Origin of the sequence: Pseudomonas lyxosi (assembly GCF_047758685.1) — a bacterium.
In the GTDB taxonomy this organism is placed as follows: Bacteria; Pseudomonadota; Gammaproteobacteria; order Pseudomonadales; family Pseudomonadaceae; genus Aquipseudomonas; species Aquipseudomonas lyxosi.
In genome coordinates this window covers 1,700,192-1,723,827 of sequence record NZ_CP180481.1, presented here as the reverse complement: position 1 = coordinate 1,723,827, position 23,636 = coordinate 1,700,192, and the positions used below count along the sequence as shown (strand labels likewise).

General features: G+C 59.4%; 22 protein-coding genes and 1 pseudogene. 18 read left to right on the top strand and 5 right to left on the bottom strand.

The annotated features are described in order from the left end of the window. The first annotated feature begins 114 nt into the window (after nt 1-114). The 4 genes from tauA to tauD are packed head-to-tail and all read left to right on the top strand — an operon-like array spanning nt 115 to nt 3,635. The gene (gene tauA, locus ACMXYI_RS08105) at nt 115-1,092 is read left to right on the top strand and encodes a taurine ABC transporter substrate-binding protein (RefSeq protein ID WP_008149275.1); all 978 of its coding nucleotides are present in this window, start codon (nt 115-117) and stop codon (nt 1,090-1,092) included. A 15-nt stretch (nt 1,093-1,107) separates the two neighbouring features. Then, nucleotides 1,108-1,902, top strand: coding sequence for a taurine ABC transporter ATP-binding subunit (tauB, locus tag ACMXYI_RS08100; protein WP_415772691.1), 795 nt, complete (start codon nt 1,108-1,110; stop codon nt 1,900-1,902). Beyond that, nucleotides 1,899-2,732 carry a taurine ABC transporter permease TauC gene (gene tauC / locus ACMXYI_RS08095; RefSeq protein WP_415772689.1) on the top strand — a complete coding sequence of 278 codons (834 nt, stop codon included), beginning with the start codon at nt 1,899-1,901 and terminating at the stop codon, nt 2,730-2,732. Before tauB ends, tauC begins: the two co-directional genes overlap by 4 nt. 60 nt (nt 2,733-2,792) lie before the next feature. Further along, entirely contained in the window at nt 2,793-3,635 is an 843-nt protein-coding gene (tauD, locus tag ACMXYI_RS08090; RefSeq protein WP_415772688.1) for a taurine dioxygenase, read from the top strand. A 131-nt stretch (nt 3,636-3,766) separates the two neighbouring features. On the opposite strand, the gene mgrA is transcribed toward tauD, so the two are convergent. From mgrA to ACMXYI_RS08075, 3 genes and pseudogenes are all read right to left on the bottom strand, one after another. Then, nucleotides 3,767-4,804: an L-glyceraldehyde 3-phosphate reductase gene (gene mgrA, locus ACMXYI_RS08085; RefSeq protein WP_282483092.1), complete on the bottom strand. Its 1,038-nt coding sequence runs from the start codon at nt 4,802-4,804 to the stop codon at nt 3,767-3,769. A 174-nt stretch (nt 4,805-4,978) separates the two neighbouring features. Then, nucleotides 4,979-5,380 (bottom strand): annotated as a pseudogene (locus ACMXYI_RS08080) (type II toxin-antitoxin system HicB family antitoxin). Nucleotides 5,381-5,592: 212 nt separating this feature from the next. After that, nucleotides 5,593-6,483, bottom strand: a complete 891-nt coding sequence (locus tag ACMXYI_RS08075; RefSeq protein ID WP_056745622.1) for a LysR family transcriptional regulator — start codon at nt 6,481-6,483, stop codon at nt 5,593-5,595. A 130-nt stretch (nt 6,484-6,613) separates the two neighbouring features. On the opposite strand from ACMXYI_RS08075, the gene ACMXYI_RS08070 reads away from it, so the two are divergent. Both ACMXYI_RS08070 and ACMXYI_RS08065 read left to right on the top strand, forming a co-directional pair. Further along, nucleotides 6,614-7,354 (top strand): SDR family oxidoreductase, encoded by a 741-nt coding sequence (locus tag ACMXYI_RS08070; RefSeq protein ID WP_415772687.1) that lies wholly within the window; start codon nt 6,614-6,616, stop codon nt 7,352-7,354. A gap of 40 nt (nt 7,355-7,394) precedes the next feature. Beyond that, nucleotides 7,395-7,655 carry a hypothetical protein gene (locus ACMXYI_RS08065; RefSeq protein ID WP_415772685.1) on the top strand — a complete coding sequence of 87 codons (261 nt, stop codon included), beginning with the start codon at nt 7,395-7,397 and terminating at the stop codon, nt 7,653-7,655. Nucleotides 7,656-7,681: 26 nt separating this feature from the next. Here the strand turns inward: ACMXYI_RS08065 and betT are convergent, their stop codons facing one another. Both betT and epsC read right to left on the bottom strand, forming a co-directional pair. After that, nucleotides 7,682-9,637, bottom strand: coding sequence for a choline transporter BetT (gene betT / locus ACMXYI_RS08060; RefSeq protein WP_415773873.1), 1,956 nt, complete (start codon nt 9,635-9,637; stop codon nt 7,682-7,684). Nucleotides 9,638-10,105: 468 nt separating this feature from the next. After that, a complete protein-coding gene (epsC, locus tag ACMXYI_RS08055) occupies nt 10,106-11,032 on the bottom strand; it encodes a serine O-acetyltransferase EpsC (protein ID WP_046045486.1) in 927 nt (308 codons plus the stop codon). 193 nt (nt 11,033-11,225) lie between these two features. On the opposite strand from epsC, the gene ACMXYI_RS08050 reads away from it, so the two are divergent. The 12 genes from ACMXYI_RS08050 (at nt 11,226) to ACMXYI_RS07995 (ending at nt 23,589) form a co-directional block, all read left to right on the top strand. Further along, entirely contained in the window at nt 11,226-12,218 is a 993-nt protein-coding gene (locus tag ACMXYI_RS08050; protein WP_415772683.1) for a D-cysteine desulfhydrase, read from the top strand. A gap of 300 nt (nt 12,219-12,518) precedes the next feature. Further along, nucleotides 12,519-13,313, top strand: coding sequence for a cystine ABC transporter substrate-binding protein (tcyJ, locus tag ACMXYI_RS08045; protein WP_095127630.1), 795 nt, complete (start codon nt 12,519-12,521; stop codon nt 13,311-13,313). Further along, the gene (gene tcyL, locus ACMXYI_RS08040; protein WP_008148276.1) at nt 13,313-13,978 is read left to right on the top strand and encodes a cystine ABC transporter permease; all 666 of its coding nucleotides are present in this window, start codon (nt 13,313-13,315) and stop codon (nt 13,976-13,978) included. The genes tcyJ and tcyL overlap by 1 nt, the downstream gene beginning before the upstream one ends. Before the next feature lie 4 nt (nt 13,979-13,982). Continuing rightward, nucleotides 13,983-14,738 carry an L-cystine ABC transporter ATP-binding protein TcyN gene (gene tcyN / locus ACMXYI_RS08035; RefSeq protein WP_056745630.1) on the top strand — a complete coding sequence of 252 codons (756 nt, stop codon included), beginning with the start codon at nt 13,983-13,985 and terminating at the stop codon, nt 14,736-14,738. Nucleotides 14,739-15,240: 502 nt separating this feature from the next. After that, nucleotides 15,241-16,005 carry a hypothetical protein gene (locus ACMXYI_RS08030; protein ID WP_415772681.1) on the top strand — a complete coding sequence of 255 codons (765 nt, stop codon included), beginning with the start codon at nt 15,241-15,243 and terminating at the stop codon, nt 16,003-16,005. Between the two features lie 358 nt (nt 16,006-16,363). After that, the gene (locus ACMXYI_RS08025) at nt 16,364-17,605 is read left to right on the top strand and encodes an SfnB family sulfur acquisition oxidoreductase (protein WP_415772679.1); all 1,242 of its coding nucleotides are present in this window, start codon (nt 16,364-16,366) and stop codon (nt 17,603-17,605) included. 23 nt (nt 17,606-17,628) lie between these two features. Further along, nucleotides 17,629-18,822 carry an SfnB family sulfur acquisition oxidoreductase gene (locus ACMXYI_RS08020; RefSeq protein ID WP_415772677.1) on the top strand — a complete coding sequence of 398 codons (1,194 nt, stop codon included), beginning with the start codon at nt 17,629-17,631 and terminating at the stop codon, nt 18,820-18,822. After that, a complete protein-coding gene (locus tag ACMXYI_RS08015) occupies nt 18,823-20,175 on the top strand; it encodes an LLM class flavin-dependent oxidoreductase (RefSeq protein ID WP_415772675.1) in 1,353 nt (450 codons plus the stop codon). 128 nt (nt 20,176-20,303) lie between these two features. Then, nucleotides 20,304-21,113, top strand: coding sequence for a MetQ/NlpA family ABC transporter substrate-binding protein (locus ACMXYI_RS08010; RefSeq protein WP_415772673.1), 810 nt, complete (start codon nt 20,304-20,306; stop codon nt 21,111-21,113). A 2-nt stretch (nt 21,114-21,115) separates the two neighbouring features. Continuing rightward, on the top strand, nt 21,116-22,237 hold the full coding sequence (locus ACMXYI_RS08005; protein ID WP_415772671.1) for a methionine ABC transporter ATP-binding protein: 1,122 nt from the start codon (nt 21,116-21,118) through the stop codon (nt 22,235-22,237). Continuing rightward, complete coding sequence (locus tag ACMXYI_RS08000; RefSeq protein ID WP_415772669.1) at nt 22,227-22,871, top strand: methionine ABC transporter permease; 645 nt, start codon at nt 22,227-22,229, stop codon at nt 22,869-22,871. The genes ACMXYI_RS08005 and ACMXYI_RS08000 overlap by 11 nt, the downstream gene beginning before the upstream one ends. A gap of 88 nt (nt 22,872-22,959) precedes the next feature. Further along, nucleotides 22,960-23,589: a class I SAM-dependent methyltransferase gene (locus ACMXYI_RS07995; RefSeq protein WP_415772667.1), complete on the top strand. Its 630-nt coding sequence runs from the start codon at nt 22,960-22,962 to the stop codon at nt 23,587-23,589. The last annotated feature ends 47 nt before the right edge of the window (nt 23,590-23,636 follow it).

The following is a 23,636-nucleotide window of genomic DNA, read 5'->3' as shown; positions in this document are numbered from 1 at the left end:
GCTTAGAATTTTCCGCTCATAAGCTCATTCGAAAAAGTTATTTATTTTCGGATTCTTATATCATTTAGTCTCCTTTTCACGCCGACTCTCGGTCGCCTGACAAGGAGCTTTTCAATGAAACTGACTTTCCCCCTTCGCCTCCTGGCGGCCGCGTCTCTGGCTGCGGTGAGTTTCTTTGCCCAGGCGGCTGACGTCACCGTCGCCTACCAGACCACCGTAGACCCGGCGAAAGTCGCCCAAGCCGACGGCGCGTACGAAAAAGCCACCAACGCCAAAATCGACTGGCGCAAATTCGACAACGGCGCCGACATCATCGCCGCCATCGCTTCCGGCGACGTGCAGATCGGTTACCTCGGTTCCAGCCCCCTGACAGCGGCAATCACTCGCAAAGTCCCGGTAGAAACGTTCCTCATCGCCACGCAGATCGGCGCCGCTGAAGCCCTGGTGGCTCGCGACGGTTCCGGGATCAAAACCCCACAAGACCTGATCGGCAAGAAAATCGCCGTGCCGTTCGTTTCCACTGGCCACTACAGCCTGCTGGCCGCGCTGAAGCACTGGAACATCGATCCATCGAAAGTCACGGTCCTCAACCTGGCCCCGCCAGCCATCATTGCTGCGTGGAAACGCGGTGATATCGACGCCACTTACGTGTGGGACCCAGCCCTCGGTGTTGCCAAGGAAAACGGCAAAGTGCTGATCACCTCCGGTGAACTGGCCAAGTTCGGCGCGCCGACCTTCGATGCGTGGATCGTGCGTAAAGACTTCGCCGAGAAGCACCCGGAAATCGTCACCGCGTTCGCCAAAGTGACCCTCGATGCCTACGCCGATTACCGCAAAGACCCGAAAGCCTGGCTCGCCAACCAAAGCAACGTCGACAAGCTGGTGAAACTATCCGGCGCCAAGGCCAGCGACATTCCATTGCTGCTGCAAGGCAACGTCTTCCCGCTGGCGGCTGATCAGGTGATCACCCTCGGCGCGCCGACCACCAAGGCCATCACCGACACCGCCGCGTTCCTGAAAGAACAAGGCAAGGTTGAAGCCGTGCTGCCGGATTACGCCCCGTATGTCAGCGCCAAGTACATCACCAACTGATCGGAGTTAACCGCAATGGCTTTGCTTCAGCTGGAGCGCATCAGCGCACAGTACCCCGGCGCCGCCGAACCGGTACTGGCGGATATTTCCCTGAGTCTTGGGCCCCAGCAATTGCTGGTCGCCCTCGGCCCGTCCGGCAGTGGCAAGACTTCGCTGTTGAACCTGATTGCCGGTTTCGTCGAGCCCAGCGCCGGGCGCATCACCCTTGACGGCGTGCCGGTCAAAGGCCCGAGCGCCGAACGCGGCGTGGTGTTCCAGGACGATGCCCTGCTGCCCTGGCAGGACGTGCTGGCCAATGTCGGTTTCGGTCTGGAACTGGCCGGCGTATCCCGAGACAAACGCGAAATCCGCGCTCGGGAAATGCTCGCTTTGGTGGACCTTTCCGGTTTCGAAAACCGTCGAATCTGGCAGCTTTCGGGCGGCCAGAAGCAACGTGTCGGCCTGGCCCGCGCCCTCGCTGCTGATCCGCGCGTTTTGCTGATGGACGAACCCTTCGGCGCCCTCGATGCCTTCACCCGCGAACAGATGCAGGAGCTGTTGCTGCAAGTCTGGCAGCGCACCGCAAAACCGGTATTTCTGATTACCCATGACATCGAAGAAGCGGTGTTTCTCGCCACGGATCTGATTCTGCTGGCGCCGAATCCTGGGCAAATCGTCGAACGCCTGAGCCTGGATTTCGGTCAGCGTTACGCCGCCGGGGAGTCGGCTCGATCGATCAAGTCCGACCCGCGCTTTATCGAAACCCGCGAACACGTGCTCGCCAAAGTGTTCTCCCAACGCAGTGCCGCCCTGCGGCAGGAGACCGTATGAGCAGCTATGAGATTCCGGCCGTCACGGTCAAACCGCACTCGACGGTGATTCCTGTTCGACGCAGCCTCAGTACTCGCTGGATCAGTTTGCTGACACTCGTCGCACTCGTGGTCATTTGGTGGGCCGTCACCGCCACTGGAATGATCGAACCACTGTTCCTGCCACCACCCTCCGCCGTACTGCAAAAAAGCTGGCTGCTGGTGACCACCGGCTACATGGATTCAACGTTGTGGCAGCACCTTGGCGCGAGTCTCAGCCGAATCGGTCTGGGCCTGGGCTTCGCGGTGTTGACTGCCGTCCCGGTCGGCATCGCCATCGGCCACAACCGCATAGCTCGCGGCATTCTCGATCCACTGATCGAGTTCTACCGCCCCATTCCACCGCTGGCTTATCTGCCGCTGATCGTGATTTGGTGCGGCATCGGTGAGCTGTCGAAAGTCTTGCTGATCTACCTCGCGATCTTCGCCCCGATCGCCATCGCTACCGCGACCGGCGTGCGTACCGTCGACCCGGCCAAATTGCGCGCGGCGCAGTCCTTGGGCGCGACCCGGGCGCAGTTGATTCGCCATGTGATTCTGCCGAGCGCGTTGCCGGACATTTTGACCGGTGTGCGCATTGGCTTGGGTGTGGGTTGGTCGACGCTGGTTGCCGCCGAACTGATCGCCGCCACCAGCGGTTTGGGCTTCATGGTGCAATCGGCCGCGCAGTTCCTGGTCACCGATGTGGTGGTGCTGGGGATTCTGGTGATCGCACTGATCGCCTTTGCCATGGAAATGGGCTTGCGCGCCCTGCAACGCAAACTGGTGCCGTGGCATGGCCAGGCTCACTAAGACGTTTTGATCGCACTGACTACGCCGACAACTCGGCGCCCCGGATTGAAGAGAAAGACCATGAGCAACTTGACCATCGCCCCCTTAAGCTACGCCCTCGGCGCGCAAATCAGCGGTGTCGACATCAGCCAACCGCTGAACCTGGAACAGCGCGACGCCATCGAGCAGGCGCTGCTCAAACATCAAGTGTTGTTCTTCCGCGATCAGCCGATCACACCGCAGCAGCAGGCACGTTTCGCCGCCAATTTCGGCGACCTGCACATTCACCCGATCTACCCGAATGTGCCGGAACAACCGGAGGTGCTGATCCTCGACACCGCCGTCACCGACGTGCGCGACAACGCGATCTGGCACACCGACGTAACCTTCCTGCCGACGCCGGCCCTGGGCGCGGTACTCAGCGCCAAGTTGCTGCCGGAGTTTGGTGGCGACACGCTGTGGGCCAGCGGTATTGCGGCGTATGAAGCGCTTTCGGCGCCGATGAAAAACTTGCTCGAAGGGCTGACGGCCACCCACGATTTCACTCGTTCGTTCCCGCTGGAGCGCTATGGCAACACGCCGGAAGCCTTGGCCCAGTGGGAAGAAGCGCGCAGGAAAAACCCACCGCTGTCACACCCGGTGATTCGCACGCACCCGGTGAGCGGACGCCGGTCGTTGTTCGTCAATGAAGGCTTTACGTCGAAGATCAATGAGCTGTCGGAAACCGAAAGCGAGGTGATTCTCAAGTTTCTGTTTGCCCACGCGACACGGCCGGAATTTACGATCCGCTGGCGCTGGCAGAAGGACGACGTGGCGTTTTGGGATAACCGCGTGACACAGCATTACGCCGTGGATGATTACCGGCCGGCGCGGCGGGTGATGCAGCGGGCGACGGTGTTGGGGGATGTGCCGTTTTTCCGGTAACCCGATCACCAGATCGTTCCCACGCTCTGCGTGGGAATGCAGCCCGGGACGCTCCGCGTCCCATCCAAAGCCGAACGCGGAGCGTCCGTTGAGGCATTCCCACGCAGAGCGTGGGAATGATCAGTTAGAGGTCATTCCGCCGTCGAAGGCTTCTCCCAAAGATTGACCCCGCCCTCCTGGGCAAACCGATCAATCTCCGCCAGCTCTTCCGCGCTAAAGCTCAAGTTCTTCAACGCCCCGACGTTCTCGATAATCTGCTCCGGCCGGCTCGCACCGATCAGCGCCGACGTCACGCGCGGATCGCGTAACGTCCACGCCAATGCCAGCTGCGCCAGACTCTGACCGCGACGCTTGGCGATCTCATTCAGTGCACGTACATGAGCGATGTTGGCTTCGGACAGGTGCGCCGCCTGCAACGAACCACCCCCCGGACGATTGACCCGCGCGTCCGCCGGCACACCATTGAGGTACTTGTCGGTCAACAACCCCTGAGCCAGCGGCGTAAACGCAATTACGCCCGTACCGAGTTCGTCCGTCGTATCCAGCAGGTCTTTTTCCACCCAACGATTGAGCAGGTTGTAAGCCGGCTGATGAATCAGCAGCGGGACTTTCCACTCTTTCAGCAGCGCGGCCATTTCACGGGTTTTAACCCCCGAGTACGAAGAGATACCGATGTACAACGCCTTGCCCTGTTGCACCGCGGTGGCCAGTGCACTGGCGGTTTCCTCCAGCGGGGTATCCGGGTCGAAGCGGTGGGAATAGAAGATATCTACGTAGTCCAGGCCCAGGCGCTGCAGGCTCTGATCGAGGCTGGCCAGCACGTATTTGCGCGAACCGCCGCCCTGGCCATAAGGGCCGGCCCACATGTCCCAACCGGCCTTGCTGGAGATAATCAGTTCGTCGCGATACTGCTTGAAGTCTTCACGCAGCAAACGACCGAAATTGATCTCGGCGCTGCCGTACGGAGGGCCGTAGTTGTTGGCCAGGTCGAAATGGTTGATGCCAAGATCAAACGCGGTACGCAGCAACGAGCGCTGGGTGTCGATCGGCGTGCTGTCGCCAAAGTTGTGCCACAGGCCCAGAGACAGTGCCGGCAGCACCAGCCCGCTGCGCCCCACGCGGCGATAAGGGATGGAGTCGTAGCGGTTTTCGGCAGCGGTGTAGGTCATCGAATCCTCTCTTGTCTGTCTTGAAGTTGGTATCGACTACTTCGCAAGTTGCCCAGCATACGCCCAGACAAACGCCGATAAACCTCGGACTCGAGAAAATGCTGAATCGTTTCACATATTTCATCTTTGCCGCCAATTGATCGCTCCCACGCTCTACGTGGGAGCGATCAACATTTACGCCGACAACTCACGCAGGGCGGCGGCAGCCAAAAAGCCAGACATTGAACTGTACCGCTGATCCCGTCTGACTGTTTGATCGATACGCTCAAGCAACTGCTCAGGCAGTGTGGCATTGAAGCGCACCGACTTTCCGAAGTAAGGCGTGATATCAAATTCGACCACCCCCCACACGCCGCCCGCGTAATCAGGGTTATCAAGATGAGCGTCGATCTCATGCACCTGCGGCAGTGGATCGCCATCGGCCACCAAGCCTTCGTAGTGCAACTACAGTGCTTCCTTCACGTTTTCAAATGCCTGCGCCACGGTACCGCCTGCGGAGAAGCAACCCGGCACGTCCGGGATAATTACTCCGTATTCTGAGTCGGCATCCTTGTGCAGAACGACCGGGAATTTCATTTCGGCGAATCCCTCTTCCAGCAAGTTGATGCGGCGAACTATAGGCAAAAACGCAGCACCAATACCCACAACACACATTCTGAAACTGATCGTTCCCACGCTCTGCGTGGGAATGCATCCCGTGACGCTCTGCGTCACATCCAGAAGCGGAACGCGGAGCGTCCCTGGCGGCATTCCCACGCAGAGCGTGGGAACGATCTTTGGAACCGCGGCTACTGTGCCCCCGCAAACACTTCCCCCAACCAATCCACAAACACCCGAACCCGTGGCGACATGTGTCGGTTGTGCGGATACAACACCGAAACCGGCATCGGTGGTGGCGGCGTGTCGATGAGGACTTCCTGCACCAATCCCTGGGAAATCTGCGTTTCCATTCGGTAATGCGGGCACTGGATCAGGCCCAGCCCGGCAATCGCCGACGCCGCATAAATTTCCGCGCCGAAAACTGAAAGCGCGCCATCGATAGCCACTTCTTTCAGCTCGCCATCAACCATGAATTCGAAGGGAAATAACTTGGCAGTCGTGCGCGAGACGTAGTTCACGGCACGATGATGTTTGAGGTCGTCGAGGCTTTTCGGTTCACCGTATTTGCGCAGGTACGCGGGACTGGCGCAGGTGATTTGGCGCAGGTTGGCGACGCGGCGGCCGATCAGCGCGGAGTCGCCCAAGGTGCCGGCGCGTAGCACGCAGTCGACGCCTTCAGCGATCAGATCGACAAAGCGGTCGGCCTCGCTGATGGACAGTTCGATGTCCGGGTAGCGCGCCATGAACTGCGGCAATGCCGGGATGACAAAGTGCTTGGCCAGCGTGCCGTGCAAATCCACGCGCAACCGGCCCTTCGGCGCAACGCTGCGAAACGCCAGTTCGGCTTCTTCCAGTTCCGCCAGCAGCTGCACGCAACGCAGGTAGTACGCCTCGCCATCCAGCGTAGGACGCACCTTTCGAGTGCTTCGCTCCAGTAAACGCGTACCGAGCCAGGCTTCGAATTGATTCAGCGTGTGGGTCAGCGTCGCCCGCGGCAGGTTCAGGTCGTCGGCAGCCAGCGTGAAGCTGCTGCGCTCGTAGATCCGCACGAAAACCTTCATCGCTTTGACTTGATCCACGCGGGTCTCCTGGCGGTCGATTGTTGGCGATTATTGAACAGTCAGGGCAACTCTCGTGCATTTATCAGCTTGAGTAAACATGTGAATCTGGCTTCACCCCCTAGCCATCAACTTCAAAGGAATCACCGCCATGACTAACCAAACTTCAAAAGTTGCCATCGTGACCGGCGCCTCCCGCGGCATCGGCGCGGTGATCGCCAAACAACTGGCCAAACAAGGTTTCGCCGTCGCCATCAACTACGCCAGCAGCGCCACCGAAGCTTCAAAACTGGTGGTCGAATTGCGTCAGGCCGGGCATCAGGCCATAGCGATCAAGGCTGATGTAGCGAACGCCGACGACGTACGCCGGATGTTCGACGAGACCGAAACGCAACTGGGCAAAGTCGATGTGCTGGTGAACAACGCCGGCATCCTCAAAGTCCTGCCGCTGGCGCAACACACGGATGAACTGTTCGACCAGAACTTCAACATTCACGCTCGCGGCACGTTCAACACCCTGCGTGAAGCTGCCACTCGCCTGAACACTGGCGGGCGGATCATCAACTTCTCCAGCAGCACCGTCGGCATGAACCTGCCGGGTTACGCGGTGTACATCGCCAGCAAAGCGGCAGTGGAATCCCTGACCCAGGTGTTCGCCAAGGAAATGCGTGGTCGCAACATCACCGTCAACGCCGTCGCGCCAGGCCCGGTCGCCACCGATCTGTTCCTGCACGGCAAGAGCGAAGAGCAGATTCAGACCTTCGCCAAGATGGCACCGCTGGAACGTCTGGCTCAGCCAGAAGACATCGCTCGCGTTGTGTCTTTCCTGGTTGGTCCGGATTCGACTTGGGTCAACGGGCAAATCCTGCGGGTCAATGGCGGGCTGGTTTAACTATGCTCACACTGACGCCGCAATCTCAGGAGTACACGCCATGCACACCACGATCATCATCACCTTCGGCCTGATCCTGTTGGCGCTGATGCTGTTCATCGGCGAGAAAATCGGTTTCAGCCGCCAGACCCTGGCCTATAGCTTTGTCGTGCTGTGGTTCGCGCTGACGTTGATCAACGGTGCAGTCGGTATGGTCAACGCAGGGCAGCCCTTCAGCACGGAGCTGGTGGTCGGCAGCGCCGTATTCGGCGTGCCGGTGGCGGCAATGGTGCTGTTCATGGTGTTGAGCGCCGAGACCTGAAAAGGCCCGGCGCCGTTGGTTCTTGATCAACGCACCAAATGCAAGAACTGCAGGTGCCGCTCGTACTGATCAAGGATGTCGTTGATGATCTGCTCCTTGGTGTAACCCACCAGATCGTAATCCTGACTGCCCTCACTCAAATGCACTTCGGCCCGGTAATAACGACGGTTATTGAGTTCCTTGGAACCCATGCCGCCACGGGCGAAGGACGGCGTGAAGTAGCCGCGCATCTGCACCTGATAGATAAACGGATGCTCCTCGCCATGACCGATTTCCAGGCTGACGTTGTCGTTGGTCGGGTCCGGCTGAGTGACCACGTTCAAGCCCTTCTCGACGAACACCGCCGAGACTTCTTCAATTGCCGGACGCACCGTCGTATCGAGGAAGCGATAGACCTCATCCCGTGACGGGAAATGCACGGCCTGACTCAGGCGTTGACGCCAGCCGCCACGCCGCGATCCGGACACCGGCGCCAGGGAATGCAGTTGCGCGATCTGCTTCTGCGACTCCAGGTAGAACGCCTTGTGCAGCCCCCACATCATCAGCAGCAAGATCATCGAGAACGGCAACGAGGTCAGCACCACCGCTGACTTCAGCGCATCGATGCTGCCGGAGAACAGCAGCGCACTGGTCACCAGCGCGGTCATTGCGCCCCAGAACACTCGGAGCCATTTCGGTCCGTCTTCATCCGGGTTACCGCCCTTGGCGGACAGTGTCGACAGCACCACAGTGCCGGAGTCGGCAGACGTCACGAAGAACACGAAACTGATGAACACCGTGACCGCGATGACGGTTTTGCTCCACGGGTAGGTTTCCAGCAGCAGGTAAAGGGTCATCGATGGGTTATCGATGGCCGACATACCGAGCGCGCTCATGCCGTGATTGAGGACTTGATCGATGGCGCTGTTGCCGAAGATCGACATCCACGCGAGGGTGAAGCCGAGCGGAATCAACAGCACGCCGAAGACGAATTCGCGGATGGTGCGGCCACGGGAAATCCGTGCGATGAACAGCCCCACGAACGGCGACCATGCAATCCACCAGGCCCAGTAGAACACCGTCCAGCCGCCCAGCCAGTCACTGGGTTTGTCGTAGGCGTACAGGTCGAAACTCTTCATCGGCAAGGCGCCGAGGTAGTCGCCGATGTTCTGGATCAGGGTGTTGAGCAGGTGCTGGGTCGGGCCGGCGAACAACACGAACAGCAGCAGCGCGCAGGCCAGCAGCATGTTGATGTCGGACATCACGCGCACGCCTTTATCGACGCCAGACACCGCAACGATGATCGCCGCGCCCATCATCAGCGTGATCAGGCCGACCTGAATCCACTGGGTGTGAGCGATGCCGAACAGGTAGTCCAGACCCGAGTTGAGGTGCAACACGCCAAAGCCCATGTCGGCACCGAGGCCGAACACCGTGGCGATGATGCCGAAACCGTCCACCGCGTAACCGATCGGGCCGTTGATGCGCTTGCCGATCAGCGGATAGAGCGCTGAACGCAGGGCCAGCGGCAGGTTATGCCGATAAGCGAAGTAGGCCAGCGCCATGCCGACGAAAGCGAACACACCCCAGCCGTGCAGGCCCCAGTGCAGAAACAGAATCTGCATCGCCTGACGCGCCGCATCCGCCGTGCCGGCTTCGCCTTGCGGCGGTTGCGCCAAATGGGTCAGCGGTTCGGACACGCAAAAGAAGAACAGCGTGATGCTGATCCCGGCGGCGAACAGCATGCCGGCCCAGGACAGGTAACTGAATTCGGGCTCGTCGTGGTCGGCACCGAGCTTGATCTTGCCGTAGCCGGACAAGGCGGTGACCACCACGAAGACCAGATACAGGGTCATCGCGAGCATGTAGTACCAGCCGACCGTGTTGGCCGCCCAGTTTTGCGCTGCCAGAAGCCAGGCGCCGGCTTGTTCAGGCATGGCGATGACGATGATGCCGAACAGCAAAATGAACGTCGCCGAGAAGTAAAACACCGGCGGATTCATGCGGACCTGACCGCTGGCGGGGGTGGGCGATGCACTCATGAAAGGTGCACCTCAAGGGGGTGAAACGGGGCAATCAATAACGGACTCGGCAAAGGCAAGCCTCCTGTTGTGAGCGGGCAGCAAACCGGCGGTTTAACTTGAATGAGCGTTCAAGTTAAACATGAATAGGGTGCTAAGGACTAATCGCAAGGCTCGGCGGTACCCTGTGGCGAGGGAGCTTGCTCCCGTTGTGCCGCGCAGCGGCACCTGGTTTTTTGCAAAGGTACGGCTGCTTCGCACCCGAGCGGGAGCAAGCTCCCTCGCCACAAAATCTTGTGTCCTTACGCTAGTTCAAGGATGGGTATGACGCGGGGTTGGGGGGATTCGTTCAGTGGAAAATTAGCTAAATGCCAATGTCCCGGCGCGGCTTGAAACCATTCGCGAGCAGGCTCGCGAAGAGGTCGGATCAGTCAGCGAAGATTCCAGGCCTTACTTCTGCGTCCCGTCATCATGCTGCAGATTCGCCTGAGTCAGGTTGCTCCCCGCCGGCACGCTGCGGGTCAGCCAGACATTGCCGCCAATGGTCGAGCCCTTGCCGATGGTGATCCGCCCAAGAATCGTCGCACCGGCATAGATCACCACGTCATCCTCGACAATCGGATGTCGCGGTTGCCCCTTCTGCAACTGACCGTCTTCATCCGCCGGGAAGCGCTTGGCGCCCAACGTCACGGCCTGATAAATCCGCACACGCTCGCCGATGATGGCGGTCTCGCCGATCACCACACCCGTCCCGTGATCGATGAAGAAGCTGCGACCAATCTGCGCGCCAGGGTGAATGTCGATGCCGGTAGCCGAGTGGGCGATCTCCGCGCTGATCCGTGCCAGCAGCGGCAAACCGGCCCTGTACAAATGATGGGCCAGGCGATGGTGAATCACCGCCAGAATCCCCGGATAGCACAGCAGCACTTCATCGACACTGCGAGCCGCCGGATCACCGTGATAGGCCGCCAGCACGTCGGTGTCGAGCAAACTGCGCAGCCCCGGCAATGCGAGGGCGAAGTCCTGAATGATCTGAATCGTCTTGGCCTCGACTTCAGTGTCGGCCTGGGCACTGTGGCGAGCGGCGTAGCGCAATTCGAGTCGCGCCTGAGCCAGCAACGCGTTCAACGCAACGTCCAGCGTGTGGCCGACGTAGAAGTCTTCACTCTCCTCACGCAAATCCACCGGCCCCAGGCGCATCGGGAACAACGCGCCACAGAGGGCTTCGAGAATCTCTGCCATGGCCGCTCGGGAAGGCAACTCGCGACCGCCCTGTTCAGTGCTGGCGCGGCCATTTTGTACCCGCCACTGATCACGCGCCGTGCGCAGTTGGCTGACGATGGTCTGCAGTTGCCAATGACTGGAACGCTCGCTCACGGTAAAAACTCCTCACGGGCGGCCGGACTGTCTGGCCGCGTTAACCGCGATTACTTTACGGCATGGTCTGGAAGCCGAATTAAGAACCGATTGTGCTGTGCTCAGCACTTTTTGGCATAAGGCCGATTGGCAGTTGCCCCGATAAATAGGCGTGCCTATAGTCCTGTCATCTCCCTCCGCCAGTACGGACCCCATGATCAAACAACAGCTTGCCCGCTTTAACCGCCTCGACCTGCTCGGTCATCCTACTGCCCTGGAAAAACTCGAACGCCTGTCGGCCTGGTTGGGCCGCGATGTGTACGTCAAGCGTGATGACCTGACGCCACTGGCAATGGGCGGCAACAAGCTGCGCAAGCTCGAATACCTGGCGGCCGATGCGCTGGCACAAGGCGCCGACACCTTGATTACCGCTGGTGCACTTCAGTCCAACCACGTGCGCCAGACTGCCGCCATTGCGGCCAAGCTTGGTCTGAGCTGCGTTGCGTTGCTGGAAAACCCTCTCGGCACCGACGACGCCAACTATGTCGGCAACGGCAATCGGCTGTTGCTGGATCTGTTCGACACCAAGGTCGAGCTGGTGGAAAACCTCGACAACGCCGACGAGCAATTGCAGGCGCTGGCCGACCGTCTACGCAACAACGGCAAGAAGCCGTATCTGGTGCCGATTGGTGGTTCGAATGCATTGGGCGCTTTGGGTTATGTGCGTGCCGGGCTGGAATTGGCCGAGCAGATCAAGGATACCGGGCTGACATTCGCGGCCGTGGTTCTGGCTTCGGGCAGCGCCGGGACCCATAGCGGTCTGGCGTTGGCGTTGAGCGAAGCACTACCGGATTTGCCAGTGATTGGCGTCACGGTTTCTCGCAGCGACGAAGACCAGCGCCCGAAAGTCCAAGGCCTGGCTGAGCGAACTGCCGAGCTGCTGGGCGTGAGCCTGCCAGCGAGTTTCAAGGTCGAGTTGTGGGACGAGTATTTCGGCCCGCGCTACGGCGAACCGAATGCAGGGACGTTGTCGGCAGTGAAGCTGGTGGCGAGTCAGGAAGGGCTGTTGCTGGACCCGGTCTACACTGGCAAGGCCATGGCCGGGTTGCTCGATGGCATCGGTCGTCAGCGTTTCAACGACGGCCCTATCATCTTCCTGCACACCGGTGGGGCGCCGGCGTTGTTTGCCTATAAAGATTTTCTGTAAACGGTCAAACGAAGATCAAAAGATCGCAGCCTTCGGCAGCTCCTACTGGTGTACGCCGATTCCCCTGTAGGAGCTGCCGAAGGCTGCGATCTTTTCATCAAACACCACATATATCTAAAAAGAATAACAAACCTAATATTTATTATTTTCCTATCTAAAAGCGCCATCATATAGTCACGCCGCAGGCGAATTTGCAGCGAGACGCATACGATGCTTTAGGGCAGGATATTGCAGTCGTTCAAATCCCGAATTTGCCAACATTCCTAAAAGCGTCTTCATAAGAAAACACAGGGGCTTGTCATGAATTTTTCCGCACTACGACGAAATCTGCTGGTAGGTTCGCTGGGCCTGGCGCTGAGCGCCGGTCTGCTGGGGCAAGCGGTTGCCGGTGAGCAGCTGCAAAAAATCAAAGACGCTGGCGTGATCAACGTTGGCCTGGAAGGCACTTACCCACCGTTCAGTTTCGTCGACGCAGACGGCAAACTGGCCGGCTTCGAAGTCGAGTTTTCCGAAGCCCTGGCCAAAGAGCTGGGCGTGAAGGTCAAACTGCAGCCGACCAAATGGGACGGCATCCTCGCGGCGCTGGAATCCAAGCGTCTGGACGCGGTGATCAATCAGGTGACCATCTCCGAAGAGCGCAAGAAGAAGTATGACTTCTCCGAGCCGTACACCGTTTCCGGGATTCAGGCGCTGACCCTGACCAAGAACAAAGACACCATCAAGACCGCCGCCGATCTGGCCGGCAAGAAAGTAGGCGTAGGTCTGGGCACCAACTACGAGCAGTGGGTGAAAGAGAATGTGCCTAAGGCTGATATCCGCACCTACGAAGATGACCCGACCAAGTTCCAGGATCTGCGCGTCGGCCGCATCGACGCCATTCTGATCGACCGCCTCGCCGCACTGGAATACGCCAAGAAGGCCAAGGACACTGCCGCCGCCGGCGAAGCGTTCTCCCGCCAGGAAGCCGGTATCGCCCTGCGCAAAGGCGAGCCTGAGTTGCTGGCAGCAGTGAACAAGGCCATCGACAAGCTGCGTGCCGACGGTACGCTGAAAAAGCTTTCGGAAAAATACTTCAGCGCTGACGTCACTAAATAATGGAAGAAGCTTTCCAACTCGCGCTGGATTCCGCGCCCTTTCTGCTGAAGGGCGCGTACTACACGGTGATCTTGAGCCTGGGCGGGATGTTCTTCGGCCTGGTGATGGGCTTCGGCCTGGCATTGATGCGCCTGTCGCGCTTCAAACTGGTGAGCTGGATCGCGCGCATCTACGTGTCGTTCTTTCGCGGCACGCCGTTGTTGGTGCAACTGTTCGTGATCTATTACGGCTTGCCGCAATTGGGCATCGAACTTGATCCGCTACCGGCAGCCCTGATCGGCTTCTCGCTGAACATGGCGGCCTATGCCTGCGAAATCCTGCGTGCTGCGATCAGCTCCATCGAGCGCGGTCAGTGGGAAGCCGCCGCGAGTATCGGCATGACCCGCGCGCAGACCCTGCGCCGGGCCATCCTGCCGCAAGCAATGCGCACGGCTCTGCCACCGCTGGGCAACAGCTTCATTTCGCTTGTGAAGGACACCGCGCTGGCAGCCACTATTCAGGTGCCGGAACTGTTCCGTCAGGCGCAGCTGATTACCGCCCGTACCTTTGAAATTTTCACCATGTACCTTGCCGCCGCGCTGATCTACTGGGTTCTGGCCACGGTGCTTTCGCACCTGCAGAACCAGTTGGAAGCACGGGTCAATCGGCACGACCTGGAGTCCTGACCCAATGATTGTCGTGGAAAAACTGACAAAGCAGTTCAAGGGTCAAGTGGTGCTCAACGGCATCGATCTGGAAGTGAAGGAAGGCGAGGTGGTGGCGATCATCGGGCCTAGCGGCTCGGGTAAAACCACGTTCCTGCGTTGCCTGAATTTCCTGGAAGAACCCACCAGCGGCCGGATCAAGGTCGGTGACATCGAGATCGATGGCAGTCGTCCGTTGAACCAGCAGCAAGGCCTGGTGCGACGTTTGCGCCAGCACGTGGGTTTCGTGTTCCAGAACTTCAACCTGTTCCCTCATCGCACTGCCCTGGAAAACGTTATCGAAGGCCCGATCATCGTAAAGAAGATCCCGCACGCCGAAGCCGTTGCCCTGGGTAAAAAGCTGATGGCCAGGGTTGGTCTGGCGGGCAAGGAAGATGCTTACCCGCGACGCCTTTCCGGTGGTCAACAACAGCGTGTGGCGATTGCCCGCGCGCTGGCGATGGAGCCGGAAGTGATTCTGTTCGACGAACCCACCTCAGCCCTCGACCCGGAGCTGGTGGGTGAAGTGCTGGCGACCATCCGCAGCCTCGCCGAAGAGCGACGCACCATGGTCATCGTCACCCACGAAATGGGCTTTGCCCGGGACGTGGCGAATCGCGTAGTGTTTTTCGACAAAGGTGTGATCGTCGAACAAGGCGAAGCCAAAGCGCTGTTTGCCAATCCGAAAGAAGAGCGGACGAAGCAGTTTCTCAGCAAGTTCCTGAACAATGCTCACCACTGAAACATCGCCTCGCTACTTGTCAACTTCCATGGATGGAAGTGACAACCACCCCTACTAACAAAACCTCTCGATGTATTCTCTTCTCTTATTCATCCATCCGAACAATAGATAATTTTTTATTGCTGCGTGCGGTACATATATATGTCCTGCAACAGAATAACCTCGCCTAAAATTCGCCAAACCCAGCGCCCTCGCCGAACAGCCCTTCGCCGTCAGTAACGCACTGGAAGCCCATAAAACAAGGTCAAGTTCGACAGATCGGTGCAGCTTATTAACTTTAATGCGTAGGATTTTTCTGAATAACACTAGATCCCAGACTTAACTAGCCAACTCTATTGACACCTATTCAAGCGCACTCTTATCTATTCTCCAACAGGCGTTGAACCTCACACTCATTTATTATTTAACCTCACAAATAGTGAATGACTTTGTTGCTCGGTAATTCACGCCTTTCGAACTTTCAGAAACGGACTTTCGCTGCAAGTCTTCAAGGAGAACCCCTATGACAAGCACTTCGAACAAACCCGAACTTGCGGCCCCGACCCTGGCGCAATCTCACAAGACCTGCATCAACATCACCTCGGCGGCGCACCTGCTGATCGATGTGGCGCCCTACTCCGGCATGGACGAAGGCGACCTGATCGAACTGTTCTGGGATAACTGCTACGTGGCCTCCAGAGTGCTGACGGCCGACGATGTCGGCCAACCGGTCCAACTGCGTGTGCCCGAGAGCTTCATCGCCAATGGCACCTCACACGTTCACTACCGGATCATGCAGATCGGGCAAGGGCCAACCCTTTCAGCCGCCAGACGGGTGCAGATCAAACTCGACTGCCCCGGCGGCCAACCGTCGGTGCTGTGCGGTGATGAAAACCAGAGTCTGGAGCCCGTGAATATCCCCGAGACCATTCGCCGTCAGGGAGTCAATCCGAACCAGATCAAGCGCGGCGTTCCGTTGACCATCGAGCCCTACCTGAACATGGCCGCCGACGACGAAATCACCCTGCGCTGGGGCGATGTGCGCATGGATCTGCCACGACTCAAGGCCGGCGATGTGGGCCAGCCGATCCAGGTCTGGGTGCCGCCGGCGATCATTCTCGAAGCCGGCGAAGACCTGCGGCTGGAAGTGACTTACTGCATCCTCGACCGGGTGGGTAACAACTCCCGCTGGGCACCACCGCGCAGGCTGAAGATCGGTTGCGCCAATCCGTATCTGCAGGCCCGACCGAAAGAAATGCTCATGGCCGCCGAACCCCGCAAACACTGAGATCCCTTGTAGCAGCTGGCGAAGCCTGCGTTCGGCTGCGCAGCAGTCGTGAAATCAGACACTGCGGTCATCCAGTTAAACTGCGAGCTCAGGTTTGACGACTGCTGCGCAGCCGAACGCAGGCTTCGCCAGCTGCTACATGAATCTGTGGCACCGTCTTATATACATATTCCTAAAAGTTAGTTTATTAATTTTTTATACACGCTTAGGGTATATGCACCGGACCACCGGACATTCTTGTTTTCGTTCGTCGCAACCATCGCGGCGTTTCCATGAGATGTGAGGTAGGTATGGTCCGGAACACAATCACCCCAGTGCAGATCGCCAGGGCATTGCGTGCAGCCAAGGAGCGGCACTGATGTCCAGTCTGGCAGATGCAATCGTCCAGAGTGATCTGGACATCGCCCCGTTGTTGTTGCCCGCGCAGGTCTTGCGTAACGACGCACAAGCCATCAAGGCCGCCCATGAGCTGGCGCAAGTCGCCCGCCTGCAAGCAGCCAAACGCGACCAGCAGCGCAAGCTGCCGTGGTCGGAAATCGAACAGTTCACCCGCAGCGGCCTGGGCAGCATTGCTATCCCGCGCGAGTACGGTGGCCCACAGGTTTCGTTCGTCACCCTCGCCGACGTATTCGCGATCATTTCCGCGGCCGACCCGGCATTGGGACAGATCCCGCAGAACCAGTTCGGCATTCTCAATCTGGTGCTCGGCAGCGCCACCGAATCGCAAAAAAAGCAGCTGTTCAAAAGCGTGCTCGACGGCTGGCGGATCGGTAACGCGGGACCTGAGCGCGGCACCAAAAACACCCTTGAACTCAAGGCAAGAATCACCGCCAGCGGCGACGGCTTCGTCCTAAACGGGCAGAAGTTCTATTCCACCGGCGCCCTGTTCGCTCACTGGGTCGCCGTCAAGGCGCTGAACGACGATGGCAAGCAGGTTCTGGCCTTCGTCCGCCGCGGTACACCGGGCCTGCGTATCGTGGATGACTGGTCGGGCTTCGGCCAGCGCACCACCGCCAGCGGCACCATTTTGCTCAACAACGTGCAGGTCGACGCCGAGCTGGTGGTGGACAACTGGAAGATCAATGACAGCCCGAACATTCAGGGTGCCGTGTCGCAGCTGATTCAAGCAGCCATTGACGCCGGCATCGCCCGGGGCGCCATCGACGACGCCATCGCGTTCGTGAAAACCCGTGCACGGCCGTGGATCGACGCCAAGGTCGAACGGGCCAGCGACGACCTTTATGTGATCGCCGACATTGGCAAACTGAAAATCGAACTGCACGCCGCCGAAGCGCTGCTGCGCAAGGCCGGGCAAGTGCTCGATCAAGTCAACGCCGCGCCGCTCACCGCCGAGTCCGCCGCCCGCGCCTCGATTGCCGTGGCCGAAGCCAAAGTGCTGACCACCGAGATCTCGCTGCTGGCCAGCGAAAAGCTTTTCGAACTGGCCGGCAGCCGCGCCACCCTCGCCGAATTCAACCTCGACCGCCACTGGCGCAACGCCCGCGTGCACACGCTGCACGACCCGGTGCGCTGGAAATATCACGCCGTCGGCACCTATCACCTGAACGGCACTTTGCCCGCTCGCCACTCCTGGATTTAACGACCAGACATCTGGAGAAACACATGACCATTTCTCACCACGTCGCGGTCATAACCAGCGATGAGCAAGCCCTGATCGTCGCCAGCGACCTTGCCGAAGATTTCAAACGCGACAGCGCCCTGCGCGACCGCGAACGCCGTTTGCCACACCCGGAACTGGAAGTGTTTTCCCGCTCGGGTCTTTGGGGCATCAGCGTGCCAAAAGAATACGGCGGCGCTGGCGTTTCCAACGTCACGCTAGCCAAGGTGATCGCGCTGATCGCCCAGGCTGATGGTTCCCTCGGCCAGATCCCGCAGAACCATTTTTACGCCCTTGAAGTGCTGCGGGTGAATGGCAGCGAAGAGCAGAAAAAACGCCTGTACGCGGAAGTGTTAGCCGGCCAGCGCTTCGGCAATGCCCTCGCGGAACTCGGCACCAAAACCGCCCATGACCGCGTCACCAGCCTGACCCGCGACGGTGACGGTTACCGCATCAACGGCCGTAAGTTTTACGCCACGGGCGCGATTTATGCCCAACGCATTCCGACGTCGGTCGTGGATGAACACGGCGTTCAGCAACTCGCTTTCGTCCCTCGTAACGCCAAGGGCCTGACCGTGATCGATGACTGGAGCGGCTTCGGCCAGCGCACCACCGGCAGCGGTTCGGTGGTGTTTGAAGACGTATATGTCGCTGCCGAAGACGTGATCCCGTTTCAGAGCGCGTTCGAGCGCCCGACCACCGTCGGCCCGCTGGCGCAGATTCTTCATGCCGCCATCGACACCGGCATCGCCCGCGCCGCCTATGAAGATGCGCTGCACTTCGTGCGCACCAAGACCCGGCCGTGGATCGATTCCGGCAACGACAAAGCCACCGAAGACCCGCTGACCATCAAGAGCTTCGGCCACTTGAGCATTCGTTTGCACGCCGCCGAAGCCTTGCTGGAACGCTCCGGCGAATTCCTCGACAAGGCTCAGGCCACGACCAACGCCGAGACCGTCGCCGCCGCGTCGATTGCCGTCGCCGAAGCCCGCGCCATCAGCACCGAGATTTCCCTCGCCGCTGGCAGCACGCTGTTTGAACTGGCCGGCAGCCAGGCAACCCTGATCGAACATGGTCTGGACCGTCACTGGCGCAACGCTCGGGTACACACGCTGCACGACCCGGTGCGCTGGAAGTATCACGCGGTCGGCAATTACTACCTCAACGATGAAAACCCGCCACTGCGGGGGACCATCTAAATGAGCAAGAAAAAGATCCTGCTCAACGCGTTCAACATGAACTGCATTGGGCACATCAACCATGGTCTATGGACGCATCCTCGGGATAACTCCACTCAGTACAAAACCATCGAATACTGGACCGAACTGGCGCAATTGCTGGAGCGCGGACTGTTCGACGGTCTGTTCATCGCTGACATCGTCGGCGTGTACGACGTCTATCAAAACTCGGTGGATGTGCCGCTCAAAGAGTCAATTCAGTTGCCGGTCAACGATCCGCTACTGCTGGTTTCGGCCATGGCCGCAGTGACAAAAAACATTGGCTTCGGCCTCACCGCCAACCTGACTTACGAACCGCCGTATCTGTTCGCCCGACGCATGTCCACGCTCGATCACCTGAGTCGCGGCCGGGTCGGCTGGAACATCGTCACCGGCTACCTCGACAGCGCCGCCAAGGCCATGGGCTTGAGCGAACAAGTGGAACACGACCGTCGTTACGACCAGGCCGATGAATACCTGCAAGTGCTCTACAAACTCTGGGAAGGCAGCTGGGAAAACGGCGCGGTGCTTAACGATCCGCAGCAGCGGATCTACGCGCAGCCCGAGAAAGTGCACAAGGTCGAGCACAAGGGCGAGTTCTATCAGGTCGAGGGTTATCACCTCTGCGAACCCTCGCCTCAACGTACACCCGTGCTGTTCCAGGCCGGCAGTTCGGATCGCGGTTTGCTGTTCGCCGGGCGACATGCCGAGTGCGTGTTCATCAGCGGCCAGAACAAACCGTCGACCAAGGTTCAAGTGGACAAAGTGCGCGCCAGCGCCGTCGAGGCCGGGCGCAATCCTGAGGACATCAAGGTGTTCATGGGGCTGAACGTGATTGTCGGCGCCACCGAAGAGCTGGCCTGGGCCAAGCACGCCGAGTACTTGAGCTACGCCAGTGCCGAGGCCGGCGTGGCGCATTTCTCGGCCTCCACCGGGATCGATTTCTCCGAATACGAAATCGACGAGCCGATCCAGTACGTGAAGAGCAACGCGATCCAGTCCGCCACCAAAAACCTGCAAAACAACGACTGGACCCGCCGCAAATTACTCGAGCAACACGCCCTCGGTGGTCGCTACATCACCGTGGTGGGTTCGCCTGAGCAAGTGGCTGATGAGCTGGAATCGTGGATCGCGGAAACCGGGCTGGATGGCTTCAATCTGACTCGGATTGTCACGCCGGAAAGCTATGTGGATTTCATCGATTTGGTGATTCCGGAGTTGCAACGACGCGGATCGTACAAGACCGCTTACGACAGCGGCAGCCTGCGGGAAAAACTGTTTCACGGCGAGGCGCATTTGCCTGAGCAACACACCGGATCAGCGTTTCGACGCTAAAAGCATCGCGAGCAAGCTCGCTCCCACAGGGATTGTGTGAACACCCGAGATCCAATGTGGGAGCGAGCTTGCTCGCGATGAGGCGCGACCAAACACCACACATCTATGCACTGACTGGAAAACTCATCATGACCAAGAAACTTCTCTCTCACCCAGTCAAAGCACTGGCCCTGGCCCTCGGCCTTTTCAGCTCCATCACCTTCGCCGCCGATGCGCCGCTGAAGGTCGGCACCACTGCCGCTTTCGCCATTCCCCTGGAAGCCGCCGTCGAAGAAGCCAAAAAACAAGGCTTGCAAGTCGACCTGGTGGAATTCAGCGACTGGATCGCACCCAACGTCAGCCTCGCTGCCGGTGACATCGACGTGAACTACTTCCAGCACGTCCCGTTCCTGGAAAACGCCAAGGCCGCCGCCGGTTTTGACCTGGTGCCGTTCGCGCCGGGGATCATCAACAACGTCGGCCTGTACTCGAAGAAATACAAAAGCTTCGACGAGCTGCCGGAAGGTGCCAGCGTGGCGATCGCCAACGACCCGATCAACAGCGGTCGTGGCTTGCAACTGCTGGCCAAGGCCGGGCTGATCACGCTCAAACCGGGCGTCGGCTACAAGGCCACCGAAGAAGACATCATCGCCAATCCGAAAAAAATCAAAATCCTGCAGGTCGAAGCCGTGCAACTGGTACGCGCCTACGACGACGCCGATCTGGTCCAGGGTTACCCGGCCTACATCCGCTTGTCGAAGACCTTCGATGCCGGCTCCGCCCTGCTGTTCGACGGCCTCGATCACAAGGAATACGTGATCCAGTTCGTGATCCAGCCGAAAAGCAAAACCGACCCGCGCCTGATCAAATTCGTCGACATCTACCAGCATTCGCCGGCCGTTCGTGCAGCGCTGGATAAAGCCCACGGCAAGCTCTACCAAGCCGGTTGGGAAAGCTGAGGATGACGGCAGCCACTCAACTGCGACTGGAGATTCCAGCGCCCCACAAAGTCGAACAGACCGAACTGCATCCGCAGCTCAACCGCGCCCACGTGCGCTTCATCGGCCTGGGCAAAACCTACAACGGCCAGCAAGGTCCAGTAGCGGCACTGCACGGCATCGACCTGGCGATCCAGCGCGGTGAAGTGTTCGGCATCATCGGTCGCAGCGGCGCTGGCAAGTCGTCGCTGATTCGCACGATCAACCGTCTGGAACAACCGAGCACGGGGCGGGTGTTGATCGATCAGGTCGACATCGGCGAGTTCGATGAAGACCGCCTGGTGGCGCTGCGTCGGCGCATCGGCATGATCTTCCAGCACTTCAACCTGATGTCGGCCAAGACGGTTTGGCAGAACGTCGAGTTGCCGCTGAAAGTCGCCGGTGTGCCCAAGGAAAAACGCGAGCAGAAAGTCCGCGAATTGCTGGAACTGGTGGGCCTGCAAGAGAAACACAAGGCCTACCCGGCGCAGCTTTCCGGCGGGCAGAAACAGCGCGTCGGCATCGCCCGCGCCTTGGTGCATGACCCGGCGATTCTGCTGTGCGACGAAGCCACTTCCGCGCTGGACCCGGAAACCACGCAATCGATCCTCGGCCTGCTGCGCGAGATCAATCAACGCCTGGGCCTGACCATCGTGCTGATCACCCACGAGATGGCGGTGATTCGCGATATCTGCGACCGAGTCGTGGTGCTGGAACACGGGCGAATCGTCGAACAAGGGCCGGTCTGGGAAGTCTTCGGCAACCCGCAGCACGAGGTCAGCAAAACCTTGCTGGCGCCGTTGCAACACGGTTTGCCGGAAGAACTGCAAAGCCGCTTGCAGGCAAATCCACAGTCCTCGGACGCCGCTGTTGTGCTGCGCTTGCAGTTCACCGGCAGCGCCAGCGACGAGCCCGACCTGGCCGCGTTGTTCAGTGCCCTCGGTGGTCGCGTGCGCTTGCTGCAAGGTGGTGTGGAACGGATTCAGGGGCATGCCCTCGGGCAATTGCTGTTGGCGGTGACCGGTTCGTCCGTCGGCGCAGAGGAATTGCGTCAACGCGCCGGCAATTGGGCGCAACAGGTGGAGGTGCTGGGTTATGTGGTTTGATCGCTTGCTGCAAGGCTTCATCGACACCTTCCTGATGGTCGGCGTGTCGTCATTGATCGCGCTGCTGGCGGGCATTCCGCTGGCGGTGATTCTGGTCACCAGTTCCAAGGGCGGGATCTATGAAGCGCCGACGCTGAACCGTGCGTTGGGCGCGTTCGTGAACCTGTTCCGCTCGATTCCGTTTCTGATTTTGATGGTGGCGCTGATTCCGTTCACCCGGCTGATCGTCGGCACCACGTACGGCGTTTGGGCGGCCGTGGTGCCACTGACTATCGCTGCCACGCCGTTCTTTGCGCGCATCGCCGAAGTCAGTTTGCGTGAGGTTGATCACGGGTTGATCGAAGCGGCGCAGGCGATGGGTTGCCGGCGCTGGCACATCGTTTGGCATGTATTGTTGCCTGAGTCGCTGCCGGGGATTGTTGGCGGTTTCACCATCACCCTGGTGACTATGATCAACTCATCGGCCATGGCGGGGGCGATTGGTGCGGGTGGACTGGGGGACATCGCCTATCGGTACGGGTATCAGCGGTTTGATAGCCAGATCATGTTGACGGTGATTGTGTTGCTGGTGGTGTTGGTGGCGGCGATTCAATTGGGCGGGGATCGGTTGGCTCGAGGGTTGAACAAGCGTTGAGTCTGGCTCAAGTCATTGGTCGTCAGTGATATCGCTATCTGTCTCATGGCGTATATTCGGCGAACTCACATTGCCTGCGCAGCCGACCATGAAACAGACCCCCACCGACCTCGAGCAGATCACCTCCACCACCCTGAGCCATTACAACTCGGTGGCTGAAAGTTTTCGCGAAGGGACTCGCGATCATGATGTCAGCCAGAACATTGCTGCGCTGCTGCGGCATATTCAGGGTGAGGCACCGTTCGACATTCTCGATTTTGGCTGCGGGCCGGGTCGTGATTTGCAAACCTTTACGCGCATGGGCCACACCGCTGTCGGTCTAGATGGCTCGGAGAAGTTTGCGCAGATGGCGCGCGAAGACAGCGGCTGTGAGGTCTGGCAGCAAGATTTTCTGAAGCTGGATTTGCCGGCTGAGCGCTTTGACGGGATCTTCGCCAATGCAGTGTTGTTTCATATTCCGCGTCAGGAATTGCCTCGGGTGTTGAAGGAATTGCGCGGGGCTTTGAAGCCGGGTGGGGTGTTGTTCAGTTCCAATCCGCGAGGCGAGAATCAGGAGGGGTGGAATGGGCCGCGTTATGGGGCGTACCACGATCTTGAGACGTGGCAGCAATTGCTGACGGCGGCGGGGTTTGTGGAGTTGGAGCATTACTACCGACCGGCGGGACTGCCGCGCGAGCAGCAGCCTTGGTTGGCGAGTGTTTGGCGTCGCGCAGACTGATCATTCCCACGCTCCTGCGTGGGAATGCAGCCCGTGACGCTCCGCGT